Origin of the sequence: Rhodococcus pseudokoreensis (assembly GCF_017068395.1) — a bacterium.
In the GTDB taxonomy this organism is placed as follows: domain Bacteria; phylum Actinomycetota; class Actinomycetes; order Mycobacteriales; family Mycobacteriaceae; genus Rhodococcus_F; species Rhodococcus_F pseudokoreensis.
The window spans coordinates 3,068,102-3,085,076 of record NZ_CP070619.1 but is presented as its reverse complement, the minus strand read 5'-3'; the positions used below and the strand labels follow the sequence as shown (position 1 = coordinate 3,085,076).

Here is a 16,975-nt window from a genome sequence, read left to right as displayed (position 1 = left end):
ACCTACCTAGCAAGTGCTTGGTAGGTTATCTTACAGACGTGGACCAGAGCGAGAGCCCGGACGGGCTGATCACCGACGACGACTTCGCCGAGAGCGTCAGGACGTGGCTGAAAAACAACCTGACCGGCGACTTCGCCCGGCTGACGGGCAAGGGCGGCCCCGGTAGCGAGCACGAGTTCTTCGAGGAACGGCTCGCCTGGGACCGGCACCTGGCGGCCGCCGGATGGACGTGCCTCGGCTGGCCGAAGGAACACGGCGGGCGCGGCGCCACGCTGGCGCAGCAGGTCGTGTTCCACGAGGAATACGCGAAGGCGGGGGCACCGGCACGCGTCAGCCACGTCGGCGAGGAACTGCTCGGGCCGACGCTCATCGCGTTCGGCACCGAGGACCAGAAACGACGCTTCCTGCCCGGGATCAACACCGTCACCGAACTGTGGGCGCAGGGCTATTCCGAGCCCGGCGCCGGCTCCGACCTCGCCAACGTCGCGACCACCGCACGACGCGACGGCGACAAGTGGGTGATCAACGGACAGAAGGTATGGACGTCGCTCGCGCACGTCGCGCAATGGGCGTTCGTGCTGTGCCGCACCGAACCGGGGTCGAAGCGGCACCAGGGGCTGAGCTTCCTGCTGGTGCCTCTGGACCAGCCGGGCGTCACCGTCCGGCCGATCCAGCAACTCACCGGCACGTCCGAGTTCAACGAGGTGTTCTTCGACGACGCCGTCACCGGCGCCGATCTGGTGGTCGGGGAACCCGGCGACGGCTGGCGGGTCGCGATGGGACTGCTCACCTTCGAACGCGGTGTGTCCACCCTCGGGCAGCAGATCGGATTCGCCCGCGAACTGCAGGGCGTGGTCGACCTCGCGAAAACCACCGGCGCGGCATCCGACCCGAACATTCGCGAGAAGATCGCCCGCGCCTGGGTGGGGCTGCGGGTGATGCGCGCCCACGCCCTGCGGACCCTCGAGGCCGTCGACGCCGGAACGTCCGGGCCCGAGGCGTCCGTCGCGAAACTGCTGTGGGCCAACTGGCACCGCGACCTCGGGCAACTGGCGATGGAGGTGCAGGGTGCGTCGTCGCTCCTCGCCCCCGTCGAACCGGCGTCCGACATCACCGATCCCGAACATCTCGAACTCGGCGAATGGCAGCGGCTGTTCCTGTTCACCCGCGCCGACACCATCTACGGCGGATCCAACGAGATCCAGCGCAACATCATCTCCGAGCGCGTGCTCGGACTCCCCCGAGAGGCACGACCGTGACCAAACCCGCACCGCTTGCCACCGCACCCGTCGAGACGCCCGGCCACGACCTGCTGAAAGGCAAGAAGGTCGTCGTCACCGCCGCCGCGGGCACCGGCATCGGTTACGCGTCCGCCCGTCGTGCCCTGCTCGAGGGCGCCGACGTCCTGGTGTCGGACTGGCACGAACGCCGACTCACCGAGACGAAGGAGAAACTGGCCGCCGAATTTCCCGGGCAGGCCGTCGAGGCGCTGACGTGCGACGTGTCGAGCACCGAACAGGTGGACGCGCTGATTTCCGGGGCGGCCGACGCTCTGGGCCGGATCGACGTCCTCGTCAACAACGCCGGACTCGGCGGCGAGACGCCGCTCGTCGACATGACCGACGAGGAGTGGGACCGCGTCCTCGACATCACCCTGAACGGCACGTTCCGCGCCACCCGCGCAGCGTTGCGCTACTTCAAGGGCGTCGAGCACACCGGCGTCCTCGTCAACAACGCGTCCGTCCTCGGCTGGCGGGCGCAGCACTCGCAGGCCCACTACGCGGCGGCGAAGGCCGGCGTCATGGCACTCACCCGGTGCAGTGCGATCGAGGCCGCCGAATACGGGGTCCGGATCAACGCCGTCGCACCGTCCATCGCCCGGCACGCGTTCCTCGCCAAGGTCACCAGCGAGGAACTCCTCGACAAACTGGCATCCGACGAGGCCTTCGGCCGCGCCGCCGAGGTGTGGGAAATCGCCGCCACCATCGCCATGCTCGCCAGCGACTACACCACCTACCTCACCGGCGAGGTCGTGTCGATCTCGTCGCAGCGGGCGTAGGCGGCTTCGCCACCCGTGAGTGGTTAACGAGTGTCTGGACTCGTTAAGCACTCACGGGGCCGGAGGCCCTAACAAGCGCTTGGTTGATAGGATGTGACGATGACTCCACCCCCCGAGGACACCACCGGCAAGTCCGGACGCAGGGCCGAACTCCTCGACATCGCGGCCACCCTCTTCGCCGAACGCGGCCTGCGGGCCACCACCGTGCGAGACATCGCCGACGCCGCGGGCATCCTGTCGGGCAGCCTGTACCACCACTTCGACTCCAAGGAGTCGATGGTCGACGAAATCCTACGGGGCTTCCTCGACGACCTGTTCGGCAAGTACCGCGAGATCGTCGCATCCGGACTCGACAGCCGCGCGACCCTCGAAGCGCTGGTCACCACGTCCTACGAGGCGATCGACGCGTCGCATTCGGCGGTCGCGATCTACCAGGACGAGGTGAAGCATCTCGTCGCCAACGAGCGCTTCACGTACCTGTCCGAACTGAACACCGAATTCCGCGACCTGTGGATGGGTGTGCTCGAGGCGGGGGTGAAGGACGGCAGCTTCCGGGCCGACATCGACGTCGAACTCGCCTTCCGCTTCCTCCGCGACACCGCCTGGGTCGCCGTCCGCTGGTACCGGCCCGGCGGTTCCGTCACGGTCGACACCGTGGCCAAGCAGTACCTCTCGATCGTCCTCGACGGACTTGCGAGTCCGTAACACTGACTAGGAGTTTCACATGACCGAGGCCTACATCGTCGACGCCGTTCGCACCCCGATCGGCAAGAAGAACGGCGGCCTGTCCGGCGTGCATCCCGCAGACCTGGGTGCGCACGTCATCAAGGCCGTCGTCGAGCGCACGGGCATCGACCCGGCCGGTGTCGACGACGTCGTCTTCGGTTGTGTCGACGCGATCGGCGGGCAGGCGGGCAACATCGCCCGCACCGCGTGGCTCGCCGCCGGCTACCCGGAAGAGGTCCCGGGGGTCACGGTCGACCGGCAGTGCGGGTCGAGCCAGCAGGCCGTCCACTTCGGTGCGCAGGCGATCCTCAGCGGCACCGCCGACCTGATCGTCGCCGGCGGTGTGCAGAACATGAGCCAGATCCCGATCGCGTCGGCGATGGTGGTCGGGCAGCAGTACGGATTCGACACCCCGTTCGGCGGATCGACGGGCTGGGCCGAACGCTACGGCGACCAGGAGGTGTCGCAGTTCCACGGCGCGGAACTGATCGCGGACAAGTGGGACATCAGCCGCGAGGCACTCGAGCGTTGGGCGCTGCAGAGCCACGAGCGGGCGCGGACCGCCATCGCCGAGGGTCGCTTCGACCGCGAGATCGTGCCGGTCGGCGACTTCACGACTGACGAGGGTCCGCGCGAGACCAGCCTCGAGAAGATGGCGGCACTGAAGACCCTCACCGACGGCGGACGTCTCACGGCCGCGGTCGCGAGCCAGATCTCCGACGGCGCGAGCGCGGTGCTGCTGGCCTCACCGGAAGCAGTCGAGCGGTACGGCCTGACGCCCCGCGCCCGCATCCACCACCTCAGCGCACGCGGCGCCGACCCGATCTTCATGCTCAGCGCGCCGATTCCCGCGACCCGCTACGCGCTGGAGAAGACCGGCCTGAGCATCGACGACATCGACCTCGTCGAGATCAACGAGGCCTTCGCGCCGGTGATCCTCGCGTGGCTCGCGGAGACCGGCGCCGACCCGGCGAAGGTCAACGTCAACGGCGGCGCGATCGCCCTCGGCCACCCACTCGGTGCGACCGGAACCAAACTGATGGCGACGCTCCTCAACGAACTCGAACGCACCGGCGGCCGCTACGGTCTGCAGACCATCTGCGAAGGCGGCGGCACCGCGAATGCCACCATCATCGAACGCCTGTGAGTACTTCTTAACCGCCGGCGGTTAACAAGTACTCACGGGTGCGAAGCGCTACGCTCGAACAGGATAGTGACGAGTCCTGAACGGGGCCGTGATGCACGAATTGGCAATCACCCAGAGCGTCGTCGACGCCGTCTGCGAGACCGCTGCGGGACGGACGGTCCACAGTGTGCGAGTGCAGGTGGGGGCGCTGACTGCGGTGGTCGCCGATTCGATGCAGTTCTGTTTCGAACTGGTCACCGAAGGGACCGTCGCGCACGGTGCCCGTCTCGACATCGACCACACGCCGGGCGGTGCGCACTGCCGTGAATGCGGCGACGACTTCGTGCTCTCGGACCTGGTGTTGCTGTGCCCGTGCGGAAGTGCGGACGTGGAGGTCACGTCGGGTCGGGAACTACGAATCCTCTCGATGGAAGTGAGCTGACGCAAATGTGTGCCACCTGTGGATGCGGAGACGAGACCGGGACCAGGATCACGGTGCCGCACGAGCACCCGCACGACCACGAGCACCCGCACGACCACGAGCACCCACACGACCACGAGCACCCTCACGAACACCCGCACACTCACGAGCACGCGACCGAGACCGAGACCGTCACCCTCGAGCAGAAGGTGCTGGCGAAGAACGACCTCACGGCGGAGCGCAACCGGGGTTGGCTGGCGGGGCGCGGGGTGCTCGCTCTCAACGTGATGAGTTCGCCCGGGTCGGGGAAGACGACGCTGCTCGAGCGCACCATCGCCGACATCGGTGGGCAGCGTCGGGTCTCGGTGGTGGAGGGCGACCAGGAGACGATGCTCGACGCCAACCGCATCAAGGCGACGGGATGTGCTGTGGTACAGGTGAACACGGGCGCCGGGTGTCATCTCGACGCCGAGATGATGCGGGACGCGCTGACTGCCCTCGACCCCGAACCGAATTCGCTGCTGTTCATCGAGAACGTGGGGAATCTGGTCTGTCCGGCACTGTTCGATCTCGGTGAGAAGAGCCGGGTGGTGGTGATCTCGGTGACCGAGGGGACGGACAAGCCGCTCAAGTATCCGCACATGTTCGCGGCGGCGAATTTGGTGATCGTGAACAAGGCGGACCTGTTGCCGTATGTGGACTTCGACGTCGACCTGTGCACGAAGTACGCCCGGTCGGTGAACCCCGACCTGCAGATGATCACCTTGTCGGCGACGACCGGTCAGGGCATCCAGCAGTGGTACGACTGGATCGCGAAGCAGTGAGTCCTTTACACGACGGGGCCGGACACGGCGGTGCGACGCGCCGGGGACCGTTGACATCCGCTCGGCGGCGGAGCTAAATAAATATCAGCGCCACGCAGGTGGGCCGACGGTCGACTCCGGTGGCGACAGGAGTTGTGTTCACTCCGGAAAGCGACCTGATATGCCGACACAGGAAGCAATCAACGCCGAGGACACCCTGATTCACGTGCTGTGGATCAATGCGGGACTCAGTTGCGACGGCGATTCGGTGGCCTTGACGGCTGCGACGCAGCCCAGTGTCGAGGAGATTGCCCTGGGCGCCCTGCCGGGCCTGCCCAAAGTGGCCGTGCACTGGCCGCTGATCGACTTCGACAACGGTCCGGAGGGCGGCGCCAACGACTTCCTGGAGTGGTTCTGGAAGGCGGACCGCGGCGAACTCGAACCTTTCGTGCTGGTGGTGGAGGGTTCCATCCCGAACGAGCAACTTCACGACGAGGGTTACTGGTGCGGCTTCGGCAACAATCCCGAGACCGGTCAGCCGGTGACGACGAGCGAGTGGCTCGACCGTCTGGCTCCGAAGGCGACGGCGATCGTCGCGGCGGGCACGTGCGCGACGTACGGCGGCATCCACGCGATGGCGGGCAATCCGACCGGTGCGATGGGTGTTCCCGATTATCTCGGCTGGGACTGGAAGTCGAAGGCGGGCATTCCGATCGTCTGCGTTCCCGGTTGCCCGATCCAGCCTGACAATCTGTCGGAGACGTTGACGTATCTCCTCTACATGGCCACCGAGCAGGCGCCCATGATTCCGCTCGACGACGCGCTGCGTCCGCAGTGGCTGTTCGGCGCCACGGTCCACGAGGGCTGCGACCGCGCCGGCTACTACGAGCAGGGTGATTTCGCCACCGAGTACGGCTCACCGAAGTGCATCGTGAAGCTGGGCTGCTGGGGTCCTGTCGTCAAGTGCAACGTCCCGAAGCGGGGCTGGATCAACGGTGTGGGTGGGTGCCCGAATGTGGGCGGTATCTGCATCGGGTGCACGATGCCGGGCTTCCCGGACAAGTTCATGCCGTTCATGGACGAACCGCCGGGCGGCAAACTCTCGACGACGGCGTCCGGGCTGTACGGCTCGGCTATTCGGAGTTTGCGCAAGATCACCAAGAACACGTTGGACAAAGAGCCGCACTGGCGCAGTCGCGGTACGAAACTGACCACGGGCGCGACACGCACCTGGTAGTCCCGCTCGGGGTCTCGGGCGGTGGTCCGCCGGCCTCGAACACTGAGAGGTACGTCGATGACAACGATCATTCCGGAACCTTCGCACAAGTCGGAATCCGACGGCCTGGTCGAGATGGCGTGGGATCCGATCACGCGCATCGTGGGTAGCCTGGGCATCTATACGAAGATCGACTTCAAGCAGAAGGAAGTCGTGGAGTGCCACAGCACTTCGTCGATCTTCCGTGGTTATTCGATTTTCATGAAGGGTAAGGACCCACGCGACGCCCACTTCATCACGAGCCGCATCTGCGGCATCTGTGGTGACAACCATGCGACGTGTTCGTGCTACACCCAGAACATGGCCTACGGTGTGAAACCCCCGAACATCGGCGAGTGGATCGTCAACCTCGGCGAGGCCGCGGAATACATGTTCGATCACAACATCTTTCAGGAAAACCTCGTCGGTGTGGACTTCTGCGAGAAGATGGTCTCCGAGACGAATCCGGGGGTGCTGGCGCAGGCCGAGAAGACCGAGGCGCCGCACGCCGGGGAGCACGGCTACAAGACCATCGCCGACATCATGCGGTCGCTGAACCCGTTCACCGGTGAGTTCTACCGGGAGGCGTTGCAGGTCAGCCGGTGGACCCGAGAGATGTTCTGTCTCATGGAGGGTCGGCACGTGCACCCGTCCACCCTCTACCCGGGTGGTGTGGGAACGGTCGCGACGATTCAGCTGATGACCGACTACACGACGCGTCTGATGCGCTACGTGGAGTTCATGAAGAAGGTCGTGCCCATGCACGACGACCTGTTCGACTTCTTCTACGAGGCGATGCCCGGTTACGAGAAGGTCGGCCTGCGCCGGACCCTGCTCGGCTGCTGGGGGTCGTTCCAGGATCCGGCGGTGTGCAACTTCTCCTACAAGGACATGGAGAAGTGGGGACGGGCGATGTTCGTCACGCCCGGTGTCGTGGTGGACGGGAAACTGGTCACGACGTCCCTCGTCGACATCAACCTGGGGATCCGAATCCTGCTCGGCAGTTCGTATTACGACGACTGGACCGACCAGGAGATGTTCGTGAAGAACGATCCGCTCGGGAACCCGATCGACCGCAGGCATCCGTGGAACCAGCACACCAACCCGCACCCGCAGAAACGCGACATGGAGGACAAGTACAGCTGGGTGATGTCGCCGCGATGGTTCGACGGCACCGATCACCTCGCGCTGGACACCGGCGGCGGACCGCTGGCCCGGCTGTGGAGTACCGCCCTCGCGGGCCTCGTCGACATCGGGTACGTGCAGTCGACCGGTCACAGCGTGAAGATCAACCTGCCGAAGACCGCGCTGAAGGGCCCGGTGGAATTGGAGTGGAAGATCCCGCAGTACGGCAGTAACACGATCGAGCGGGATCGGGCACGAACCTACTTCCAGGCCTATGCGGCGGCGTGCGCGCTGCACTTCGCGGAGCAGGCGCTCGCCGAGATCCGCGCCGGGCACACGAAGACGTGGGAGAAGTTCGACGTCCCCGACGAGGGCATCGGCTGCGGATTCACGGAGGCGGTGCGCGGAGTCCTGTCGCACCACATGGTGATTCGCGACGGCAAGATCGCGAACTACCACCCGTATCCGCCGACGCCGTGGAACGCCAACCCCCGCGACAGCTTCGGTACGCCGGGGCCGTACGAGGACGCGGTGCAGGGCCAGCCGATCTTCGAGGAGAACGACCGGGAGCACTTCAAGGGCATCGACATCATGCGGACCGTCCGCAGTTTCGACCCCTGCCTGCCGTGCGGTGTGCACATGTATCTCGGTGAGGGAAAGACGCTGGAGAAGCTGCATTCGCCCACCCAGTCCGTGACCGGCGAGTGACGGGGTACGCATGGAGAGTGGCGGATCGGAGACGTGGGGGAGTGACGAAGTAGCAGACGACCCCGATCGGTGGCGGACAGCCGGCGAACGGATCGACAGCTTGTTGGACGCGAGTTCGACAGGTGGCTCGGTGGCCCGCGAGCGCGCCGAGCAACTGGTCCGGGAGGTGGTCGAACTCTACGGCGCCGGGTTGGAGCGCGTCCTCGACATCATCGGCGACCGCGACGACGACCTCGTCGAACGCCTCGCCGCCGACGAACTCGTGGCCAGCCTGCTCCTCGTGAACGGACTCCATCCGCACGACGTCGAGACGAGGGTCGCCTCCGCACTCGACAGCGTGCGCCCGTACCTGGGCTCACACGGCGGTGACGTCGAACTGCTCGGTGTGGTGGACGGTGTGGTGCGGTTGCGGCTGACCGGCAGTTGTCAGAGCTGCCCGTCCTCGGCGGTGACGCTGGAACTCGCCGTCAAGGACGCCGTGCTGGCCGCGGCGCCGGAGACCGTGGATATCGAGGTGGTGGGCGCCACCCCCGCCGCCGGGTCCGGGCTGATCGCCGCGGAATCGCTGTTCTCCCATGTTCATCCGAACGGGCTGGACGGGTCGAGCGGCACCGGGACGTGGGTGTCGGTGCCCGAACTCGAGGAACTCACGCCCGGGGAGGTGGCCGGGTTCTCCGTCGCTGGACTCCCGATCCTGGTGTGCCGGATCGGTGAGCAGTTGTTCGCCTATCGGGACCGGTGCGCCGCCTGCACCAATTCGCTGGCCGGGGCCACGCTGCAACGGAAGGCGGGTGGGCAGGTGGGGGACGCGGTGCTGCGCTGCCCGTCGTGCCGGGCGCATTTCGACCCGCGTCGCGCGGGCCTGCGCCTGGACGGCGACGCGGACGCCGAAACGCTGTCGCCGCTCCCGGTCCTCGTGCGCGACGGCGTCGTCTCCGTGGCCGTGCCCGCCGCGGAGGTGGCGTGATGAGCCCGTCGGGGAACGGGCTGCGCATTCTGCAGCGCATCGCGTCCGAGCGGCCCAAACCTGTGGTCGGGGAGCGGTGCGACATGTGCGCCGTGCCGATCGCGGACGCCCACCAGCACGTCGTGAATGTGCAGGACCGGCAACTGATGTGTGTGTGCCGCGGGTGCTACCTGCTGTTCACGGACGAGAGCGCCGAACTGCGCTTCCGGGCCGTCCCGGAACGCTACCTGTCGTTTCCGAACTTCGAACTCGCACCCGGACGCTGGGACGAACTGGAGATCCCCGTCGGGCTCGCGTTCGTGTTCCGGAATTCGCTGCTGGCGAAGACCGTCGCGTTCTATCCCGGTCCGGCGGGCGCGACCGAATCGGAACTGCCCCTCGACGCCTGGGACGGTGTGCTCGCGGTGAACCCGGCGCTCGGCCAGCTGGCCGCGGACACGGAAGCCTTGTTGCTGCGGGTCCCCGAGCGCGGTGAGGGTGACCCCGAGTGCTACCTCGTTCCCATCGACGCCTGCTACCAGTTGGTGGGCGAGTTGCGGCAGGTGTGGCGGGGGTTCGACGGCGGCCAGGACGCGCGCCGCGTGATCGACACGTTCTTCGACGACGTGCGGGCGCGCAGTCGCGTCGCGAAGGAGCCGACGTGACCGAGTTGTCGTTTCGTGTGGAGGACGTGTTCCCGGAGCCGTTCGCGGTTGCGCCGAATCTGACTGCGCGGGTGGAGGTGACGGAGTCGAGCGGCGCCGTCGTGCACGCGATGGCCGTGCGGTGCCAGGTCCGCATCGACCCGCAACGCCGCCGCTACACGGACACCGAGGTGGAGGGTCTGCTCGATCTGTTCGGGCCCCGCGAGCGGTGGACGTCGACACTCAAACCGTTCCAGTGGATGCAGACCAGCACCGTGGCCCAAGGGTTCACCGGGTCGAGCGTGGTGGAGTTGCCGCTGCCGTGCACCTACGACTTCGAGGTGACGGCCTCGAAGTACCTGCACGCCCTGGACGAGGCCGGGTCGACGGTGCCGCTGGTGTTCCTGTTCAGCGGAACGGTCTTCACGCGAGGCGTCGCCGGGTTCGGGGTGGAACGGATTCCGTGGGACCGGGAATCGACGTACGACCTGCCGGTGGCGGTGTGGCGCGAACTCGTCCAGGCGCACTACCCGAACACGGGCTGGGTGCGCCTCGACCACGACACACTGGCGGCACTGGCGAAATACAAGGCGGCGCACGGTCTTCTCGGACTGGACGTCGCCATCGCAAACCTGCTGCAGGGAGCCGGGGAGGTGATCGCATGATCTCCCCGGCGTCCCTGCAGCGAGTCCGGGCCGTGGCCGACGCGGTCCTCTACGAGGGCTACCTGCTGTATCCGTATCGTGCGAGTTCGTCGAAGAACCAATCGCGGTGGCAGTTCGGCGTCCTCGGACCGCCGGGTGCGGCCGAATCGGGAGTCGGCGAGGAACCGCGCCTGTCCTGCCAGACGCTGCTGCGCCCCCGCGTGGGTCAGCGGTCCGGCGTCTCGGTGACGGTCCGCTTCCTGCAACTGCAGGTGCGTGAGGTCGAGAAGGCCGTGGGGTCCGGGTTCGAGCCGGTCGGGGAACTCACCGTCGCCGGCCGCAGCTGGCTGTCGTGGGACGAGGCGGTGGAACGCGAGATCGACCTGGGCGCGGTGTACCCGTCCGAGGAGCTCGAGGACTGCCGGCTCGACGTGGACGTCGACGGTGGAGTGGACGTCGAGGAGTTGCGTGAGGAGGACGGCACCCTCGCCGGGCGCGTGGTGCGGACCCGGTGGCCGCTGCGTGCCGTCGTCCGCGTCGGCAGTGACCGGCACGACGGACTGGACGTGCTGCGGGTGTCGATCGAGAACGTGAAGATCGACGCGATCGGCACGTGGTCGAAGGATTCGGCGATCAGACACTCGCTGATCGGGGCGCACCTGATGCTGGCTGCCGAGGGGGGCGAGTTCGTCTCGCTGCTCGAGCCGCCCGACGACGCCGCGCCGCTCGCGTCGACCTGCCATCAGGAACGCTGCTACCCCGTCCTGGCCGGTCTGCCGGGGGAGACGGACCTCGTCCTGGTGTCGCCGATCATCCTGTACGACCACCCGGAGGTGGCCGAGCAGAGCGACGGAGCCCTGTTCGACGCCACGGAGATCGACGAGATCCTCACCCTGCGCGTCATGACGCTCACCGAGGAGGAGAAGCGTCAGGCCCGCGCCACCGACCCGCTCGCCGCCCAGATCATCGACCGCTGCGAGCAGATGTCACCGGCGACACTCGCCCAGATGCACGGCGTCCTGCGTAACCCGCACTTCCCGAGCCCCGACATCCCGGACGCGCACAACCCGAACCCTGGCGGCCCGGAGCGGGGCCTCCCCGACATGGGGCTGGTCCCGGAACTGACCGACGACGTGCCGTGGTGGGATCCGGACGCCGACACCGCCGTGCGCCCCGACATCGACGGCGTGATCGTGAACGGCGTCCGGGTGGCGAAGGGCACCGTCGTGCGGATCCACCCGTCACGCCGAGCCGACGCCCAGGACCTCTTCTTCGCGGGACAACTCGCTCGCGTGGTGACCGTGCACGCGGACGTCGACGGTGGCACCCACGTCGGCGTCGTGCTGATGGACGACCCCGCGTCCGAGTTGCACGAGTGGTACGGCAGGTATCTGTACTTCGCCCCGGACGAGGTGGAGCCCGTATCGGCAGACACCGGAAAGGAAGAACAGTCATGAAGATTCTCGGAGAGGCCACCACCGCCGCGCTGGCGTTGCTGGCGGTCGCCGGAGTTGCGGTCGCCGTCTTCTCGCTTCCCGACATCAAGCGGTACCTGCGTATGCGCAAGATGTGAGGCCCCGTGACGGACAGACGAGTGCTGGTTGCCGGTGTGGGCAACATCTTCCTCGGCGACGACGGCTTCGGTCCCGAGGTGCTGCGTGGTGTCGCGACGAGGCCGCTGCCGCCGGGAGTCCGGGCCGTCGATTTCGGCATCCGTGGAACACATCTGGCGTACGAACTGCTCGACGGGTGGGGTGCGTTGCTGCTGGTCGACGCGGTTCCCGATCGAGGTGAGCCCGGCGCGTTGAGGGCGTTCGAGGTGGGTCCCGATTCGGTGCCCGCGGCGCCGCTCGACGCGCACAGCATGGATCCGGGTGCGGTGTTCGCCAGCCTCCGCGCGCTCGGCGGGACCCTGCCGCGGGCCGTGGTGCTGGGCTGCCAGGTGGACAACACCGACGAGGGAATCGGGCTGTCACCGCGCGTCGCCGCCGCTGTCGCACCGGCCGTCGACGCCGTCTTCGAAATCGTGGATCAACTTCTGGCGCCCCACGCAGTGACGCTACAACCCGAGAAGACGGAGGGCTGAATCGTGTGTCTCGGAATTCCCGGTCGGGTGGTGCGCATGCTGGAGGGCTACGGCAACCAACTCGCGCTCGTCGACGTGGTCGGCGAACAGCGCAAGGTGAACGTCGGGATGCTGCCCGAGGACGTCAGGCTGGAACCGGGCGACTGGATCGTCATCCACATGGGTTTCGCGATGGAGAAGGTGGACGAGGCAGGCGCCGAAAAGGCGATGGCGGGGCTGGAGATGATGGGACGCTCGCGGACGGCGGACGAAGACTAGCCCTGCGTTTCGGCGTGACGGGGGTCCGGCGGTCCGGCGACGAAGTCGCGCGCCCGATTCCAGCGGGCGTGGTAACGCTCCCCGAAACGTGCCTGGGAGCGGGCCAGCCGGCGCGGCCGGCTGCTGTAGCGGCGCACCGCCCACCAGGAATCGGGCTTGGCCAGGCGGATCGCGCCGATGATCGCGACGGGCTGGAACACGATCCCCACGATTCCCGTGACGAACTTGCCCTTGAGTAGGCAGATCAACGAGATGCCGAGTGAGATGAGCAGATAGCCGATCGACGTCCACCATTGGGCGGTGCCGATCTGCCCGCTCACGAGTTCGGCGCCCCCGATCATCAGACCGGTGATCATGAGCGCGCAGAAGATCGCGTCCACCGACTTTCGTCCGGAGGTGCTCCAGTACACGTCGTCGAGGTGCACCCACAGCGCGAACTCGTCGAAGGTCAGTGCGAGACCGACGCCGAACAGCGCGGCGAAGACGTTGAGTGCCGTGCCCTCCGGGGTGGTCGCGATCAGTGCCAGCCCGGCCAGCGTCATGAACAGGATCCCGAAAACCTGGTGGTGCAGGTGCACGCCGCCGACGGTGATGTCGCCAATCAGACCGCCCCCCGAGTCCGCGGCGTCGTCCGCGGGCTCCGCTCCTCGGGAGCGGATGCGTCGGGTGATGAGCCGGGTGACCACGAACGTCACCAGAACCGCGATGAACAGCCACATCACGGGATAGAGGACAACTATCCGGCTGTCGCCTTCGGTGTCCACGACGATCTCGGCGAGAAGGGCCATCTCGACACTCCGTCAGGTGGGGGAAATCGATCTCTATCCGGGTATACACCCCGACCGCGGACCGCAAACGACGTTCCGCCCACCGACTTCCTGCCGGACCTCCTCACGCCGGGAGGTTGTCGAGCGGACCGTGGCCGAACGTCGCGCCGGTGGCGGTCAGCAGGCGCGTGGGGTCGTACCAGTGGTCGCTGCCTATCAGGTCGAGGTGCCGTTCGGTGAGGCCGTGCCGGGTTCCGGCGGTGACGGCGTCGTCGAAGGTGAGAGAGCTGTCCGGCAGTCGCAGGCGGCCGGAGTCCGCGAGTGTCCGGCCGAGCTCGCGGACGGTGACGGGGTCGGGATGGCAGGCGTGGAACACGTCGCCGGACTGTGCCGGGGCTTGCGCGGCGAGGGTCGCGAGTAGCCGGGCGAGGTCCGCCACCGCGACGACCGAGATCCGGGACCGCCCCTCGTCCACCCAGGCGCCCAGCGTCTCGAGGATCCGGATGAATCCGGGGACGAACCAGCGGTCGCCGGGGCCGTGGACGAAGCCGGGCCGGACAACACAACCGCCCGATTCGAGGACGCGGTGTTCGGCGGTCAACCTGCTCGCGCTCAGCGCCGAAACGGGTGCCGGCGTGGCGTCGAACTCACCGATTCCGCTGTGCGGTCCGTCGCCGTACACGCCGATGGTGCTGACGTAGAGCACCCGGCGGATGCCGTTCCGGGCGGCGGCGGCCAGGAGGTTCTCGGTGCCGTCGACGTTCACCGTGGTGCAGTGCGCCGGGTCGCTGCCGGTGTACGACGCGGCGTGGATCACGACGTCGGCGCCGGTGAGTGCCGCGCCGAGACTTGCAGGATCGGTCAGATCCGCCTGCGCGAACACGACACCCGGAATGTCCTGGTCCGAGCGTGTGCGCGCGACCGCGGTACACGCAATCCCGGCCGATGCCAGGGCCCGCACGGTGGCGGACCCGATGAAGCCCGTCGCTCCCACGACCGCGACACGTGGCGGCGCGGACGGTGTTCGACCACGCTCGCTCGCGGTCGACGCTGGTACCGTCTCTCCGGGCAATGGGCGCGTGTTCCGTGCTTTCATCGTCATCGTTCTTCTCTCATGCGGCAGGGAAAGGTGTGAACGTGGTTCAGCAGGCGCGTGCTGCGGCGACTCGACAGCAGATCGTCCGCGGGGCGGCGGAGATGTTCGAGAAGTCGGGTTTCGAAGGAGCCAGACTCGGCAACATCGTCGAGAACGCCGGAATCACAAAGGGGGCCTTGTACTTCCATTTCCGTTCGAAAGAGGATCTGGCCCGCTTCATCATCGGTGAGCAACACCGGATCTCCATCGCGTCGGTCGAGGCGATCGGCCGTGAGCAGGTGTCGGCGATCGAGCAGATCGTGATGCTGTGCCACGAAATGGCCCGGCAGATCGTGAACGACCCGATCGTGCGCGCCGGTATCCGGATCACCCTCGAACTCAGCGCCGACGATCAGGGCCCCGCGGATCCCTACCTCGACTGGATCAACAGTTGCGAGATGCTCGCCACCCGGGCCGTCGAGCAGGGCGACCTCCTCGCCGACATCGACCCGCCGCGGCTGGCGCGGTTCGTCATCGGCGCCTTCACCGGTGTCCAGACCGTCTCCCAGGTGTTGACGCAGCGCACCGACCTCGAACAGCGCGTCGACGACATGTGGGGGTTCCTGCTCCCCGGAGTCATGCCCGCGAGCCGGCACCAGGACATCGCCCGGATCCGGCGGGCCCGCTGGGTGCCCGACGACGCCGACTAGCTGCGCGCGCATGCGCCCACCGCGGTAGGTGCGAGCGCCGCGGTTCCGTGCACGACCGCCACACCGCCCTGCCGTATCGACCCGGTGACGGACAGCGCGCCGTCGTCCACCGCGTCCAGCCGGATAGTGGTCCGTTCGTCCAGTTCGGCGAAACGGTGGAACGTGGCGCCCAGGGACGCGAGGTGCGCGTCCGGTAGGCCGAGGCCGGCGCAGGCCGCCTGCCGCAGAGCCTCGAGCAGCAGCATCCCGGGAATGTGATCGCACGGATGGTCGAACAGCACGGGGTGCGTGTGGTCGATCCGCAACTCCCACTCGTTCTCGGAGCGTCGCGGGCCGAGGACCACGTGCGCGTCGTCGACGTGACCGACCAGTGCAGCCGGGACGGGAGCGGGACCCCACGGCGCACCGATCGCCCGCGGGCCGCGCTCACCCCAGCGGGCGCGTGAGTAGGCGGCCGGGGGGAAAACCACCGCGTGACCCGTCGCGGTGCCGGCGTCCTGTCCGTCGATCCGGAACCGCAGGTCCACGCGGAACGCGGACAGCGCGCCGCCGCGGTACACGTGCTCGGACACGGTGACCTCGACGACGACATCCGCTGCCGCCGCACCCACCGCCAGCGCGCCGGGCACCGCATGCACCTCGAGGTGCTGCATGACGAACCGGTTCGGCAGCGGGACGGAGAAGCGGGTGTGTCCCAGGTAGATGGCGGTCTGCCGGAGCGTTTCCGCCAGCAGCATGGAGTCGTAGTGCCCGTCTCGGGTGCGGTAGAAGCCGTGCAGGCGGGGCCACTGCGCGGCGACGACGAACCGATCCGGCACCGGCAGCGAGACGCAGTCGGTGAGGAAGACCTCGGCCACGGATTGCCGGTGCACGTACCTGCGGGGCACGGTCCGCTCGAACGACATCGGAGGAAGGGCATCGGGCACCGGACGGGAAATTCGCGCCACAACCCCATCTCCCCACAGAACCGGCCGGCCCGATGCCGCGGACCGCCCGAACTATAGAACACAGACCGCGCGGTCTGTGATGTGGGGAGTGTTGCTACCGGCCCTTCAAGCTGCCGATTCGCAGCGATCCAGGGTTGTCGTCCTCGTCGAGGTCGTCTTCGATCTCGCGGACGTACTCCTTCGGGTCCTTGTCCGAGGTGTCCACCTCCGACAGGGTTCGGTGCACGAGGAAGTATTCGGCGAACCGCCGCCCGAGCGACTCGCGAAGGTCATCCGGGGCGGTCCGGAAATCGGCCAGGCCCTCCCGTTCCTCCTCGGCCATGTGCTCGTCGTTGGCCCGGCGCGTCCGGCCGACTGCCGCCCACCACTCCTCGGACAGGATGGGGTTCCCCGCCGCCGCTCGGACGCCGTCGCGGATGTCGTTGTGGTCCCCGATCGCGTCGAGGGTCTCCGCCTCGGCCTCATCGTCCTCGCCGACGCGGAGAAGCTGGGGATAGAAGATTTCCTCCTCCGCCGCAGCATGCAGATCCAGGCGTTTCGCCAGCGGCGTCCACACCGCCTCCACGGCCGTGATCTCCACCCGGCGCCGAGACTTCAATTCGTCCAGTGCGGCGAACTGTCGCCGGAACCACTCGTGGTCGTCGAAAATCAACTCGATGATGTCAGGCATGATCG

20 protein-coding genes are annotated in these 16,975 nt (G+C 67.5%); 16 read left to right on the top strand and 4 right to left on the bottom strand.

Going from position 1 to position 16,975, the window contains the following annotated elements; translation table 11 throughout:
• The first annotated feature begins 38 nt into the window (after window positions 1–38).
• The 15 genes from JWS13_RS19215 (at window position 39) to JWS13_RS19150 (ending at window position 12,801) form a co-directional block, all read left to right on the top strand.
• A complete protein-coding gene (locus JWS13_RS19215; protein WP_206007028.1) occupies window positions 39–1,259 on the top strand; it encodes an acyl-CoA dehydrogenase family protein in 1,221 nt (406 codons plus the stop codon).
• Window positions 1,256–2,059: an SDR family oxidoreductase gene (locus JWS13_RS19210; RefSeq protein WP_206007027.1), complete on the top strand. Its 804-nt coding sequence runs from the start codon at window positions 1,256–1,258 to the stop codon at window positions 2,057–2,059. The genes JWS13_RS19215 and JWS13_RS19210 overlap by 4 nt, the downstream gene beginning before the upstream one ends.
• Window positions 2,060–2,158: 99 nt before the next feature.
• Entirely contained in the window at window positions 2,159–2,764 is a 606-nt protein-coding gene (locus JWS13_RS19205; RefSeq protein WP_124392148.1) for a TetR/AcrR family transcriptional regulator, read from the top strand.
• Window positions 2,765–2,783: 19 nt separating this feature from the next.
• Window positions 2,784–3,932: an acetyl-CoA C-acetyltransferase gene (locus JWS13_RS19200; RefSeq protein WP_206007026.1), complete on the top strand. Its 1,149-nt coding sequence runs from the start codon at window positions 2,784–2,786 to the stop codon at window positions 3,930–3,932.
• Window positions 3,933–4,023: 91 nt separating this feature from the next.
• A complete protein-coding gene (locus JWS13_RS19195) occupies window positions 4,024–4,353 on the top strand; it encodes a hydrogenase maturation nickel metallochaperone HypA/HybF (RefSeq protein ID WP_206007025.1) in 330 nt (109 codons plus the stop codon).
• Window positions 4,354–4,358: 5 nt separating this feature from the next.
• Window positions 4,359–5,156, top strand: coding sequence for a hydrogenase nickel incorporation protein HypB (hypB, locus tag JWS13_RS19190; protein WP_206007024.1), 798 nt, complete (start codon window positions 4,359–4,361; stop codon window positions 5,154–5,156).
• 160 nt (window positions 5,157–5,316) lie between these two features.
• Window positions 5,317–6,372, top strand: a complete 1,056-nt coding sequence (locus tag JWS13_RS19185; protein ID WP_072938985.1) for an NADH-quinone oxidoreductase subunit B family protein — start codon at window positions 5,317–5,319, stop codon at window positions 6,370–6,372.
• A gap of 57 nt (window positions 6,373–6,429) precedes the next feature.
• The gene (locus JWS13_RS19180; protein WP_206007023.1) at window positions 6,430–8,223 is read left to right on the top strand and encodes a nickel-dependent hydrogenase large subunit; all 1,794 of its coding nucleotides are present in this window, start codon (window positions 6,430–6,432) and stop codon (window positions 8,221–8,223) included.
• Between the two features lie 10 nt (window positions 8,224–8,233).
• On the top strand, window positions 8,234–9,190 hold the full coding sequence (locus tag JWS13_RS19175) for a NifU family protein (protein ID WP_206007022.1): 957 nt from the start codon (window positions 8,234–8,236) through the stop codon (window positions 9,188–9,190).
• Window positions 9,190–9,834 (top strand): DUF5947 family protein, encoded by a 645-nt coding sequence (locus JWS13_RS19170; RefSeq protein WP_206007021.1) that lies wholly within the window; start codon window positions 9,190–9,192, stop codon window positions 9,832–9,834. The genes JWS13_RS19175 and JWS13_RS19170 overlap by 1 nt, the downstream gene beginning before the upstream one ends.
• The gene (locus JWS13_RS19165; protein ID WP_206007020.1) at window positions 9,831–10,478 is read left to right on the top strand and encodes a DUF6084 family protein; all 648 of its coding nucleotides are present in this window, start codon (window positions 9,831–9,833) and stop codon (window positions 10,476–10,478) included. The genes JWS13_RS19170 and JWS13_RS19165 overlap by 4 nt, the downstream gene beginning before the upstream one ends.
• Window positions 10,475–11,914, top strand: coding sequence for a hypothetical protein (locus tag JWS13_RS19160; RefSeq protein ID WP_206007019.1), 1,440 nt, complete (start codon window positions 10,475–10,477; stop codon window positions 11,912–11,914). The genes JWS13_RS19165 and JWS13_RS19160 overlap by 4 nt, the downstream gene beginning before the upstream one ends.
• Entirely contained in the window at window positions 11,911–12,030 is a 120-nt protein-coding gene (locus JWS13_RS46455) for a DUF6893 family small protein (RefSeq protein ID WP_371851542.1), read from the top strand. The genes JWS13_RS19160 and JWS13_RS46455 overlap by 4 nt, the downstream gene beginning before the upstream one ends.
• 6 nt (window positions 12,031–12,036) lie before the next feature.
• The gene (locus tag JWS13_RS19155) at window positions 12,037–12,543 is read left to right on the top strand and encodes a hydrogenase maturation protease (protein WP_206007018.1); all 507 of its coding nucleotides are present in this window, start codon (window positions 12,037–12,039) and stop codon (window positions 12,541–12,543) included.
• Window positions 12,544–12,546: 3 nt separating this feature from the next.
• A complete protein-coding gene (locus JWS13_RS19150) occupies window positions 12,547–12,801 on the top strand; it encodes a HypC/HybG/HupF family hydrogenase formation chaperone (protein WP_206007017.1) in 255 nt (84 codons plus the stop codon).
• On the opposite strand, the gene JWS13_RS19145 is transcribed toward JWS13_RS19150, so the two are convergent.
• Both JWS13_RS19145 and JWS13_RS19140 read right to left on the bottom strand, forming a co-directional pair.
• Window positions 12,798–13,589: a hypothetical protein gene (locus JWS13_RS19145; protein ID WP_206007016.1), complete on the bottom strand. Its 792-nt coding sequence runs from the start codon at window positions 13,587–13,589 to the stop codon at window positions 12,798–12,800. The genes JWS13_RS19150 and JWS13_RS19145 overlap by 4 nt on opposite strands.
• A 103-nt stretch (window positions 13,590–13,692) precedes the next feature.
• Window positions 13,693–14,670, bottom strand: a complete 978-nt coding sequence (locus JWS13_RS19140; RefSeq protein WP_206007015.1) for an NAD-dependent epimerase/dehydratase family protein — start codon at window positions 14,668–14,670, stop codon at window positions 13,693–13,695.
• Between the two features lie 35 nt (window positions 14,671–14,705).
• Here JWS13_RS19140 and JWS13_RS19135 point away from each other — a divergent pair, with 35 nt between their 5' ends.
• Window positions 14,706–15,353, top strand: coding sequence for a ScbR family autoregulator-binding transcription factor (locus tag JWS13_RS19135; RefSeq protein WP_087558344.1), 648 nt, complete (start codon window positions 14,706–14,708; stop codon window positions 15,351–15,353).
• Here the strand turns inward: JWS13_RS19135 and JWS13_RS19130 are convergent.
• Window positions 15,350–16,300, bottom strand: a complete 951-nt coding sequence (locus JWS13_RS19130; protein ID WP_206007014.1) for a ScbA/BarX family gamma-butyrolactone biosynthesis protein — start codon at window positions 16,298–16,300, stop codon at window positions 15,350–15,352. The two genes, JWS13_RS19135 and JWS13_RS19130, sit on opposite strands and share 4 nt — an antisense overlap.
• A 94-nt stretch (window positions 16,301–16,394) precedes the next feature.
• Window positions 16,395–16,970: a hemerythrin domain-containing protein gene (locus JWS13_RS19125; protein ID WP_206007013.1), complete on the bottom strand. Its 576-nt coding sequence runs from the start codon at window positions 16,968–16,970 to the stop codon at window positions 16,395–16,397.
• Between the last annotated feature and the right edge of the window lie 5 nt (window positions 16,971–16,975).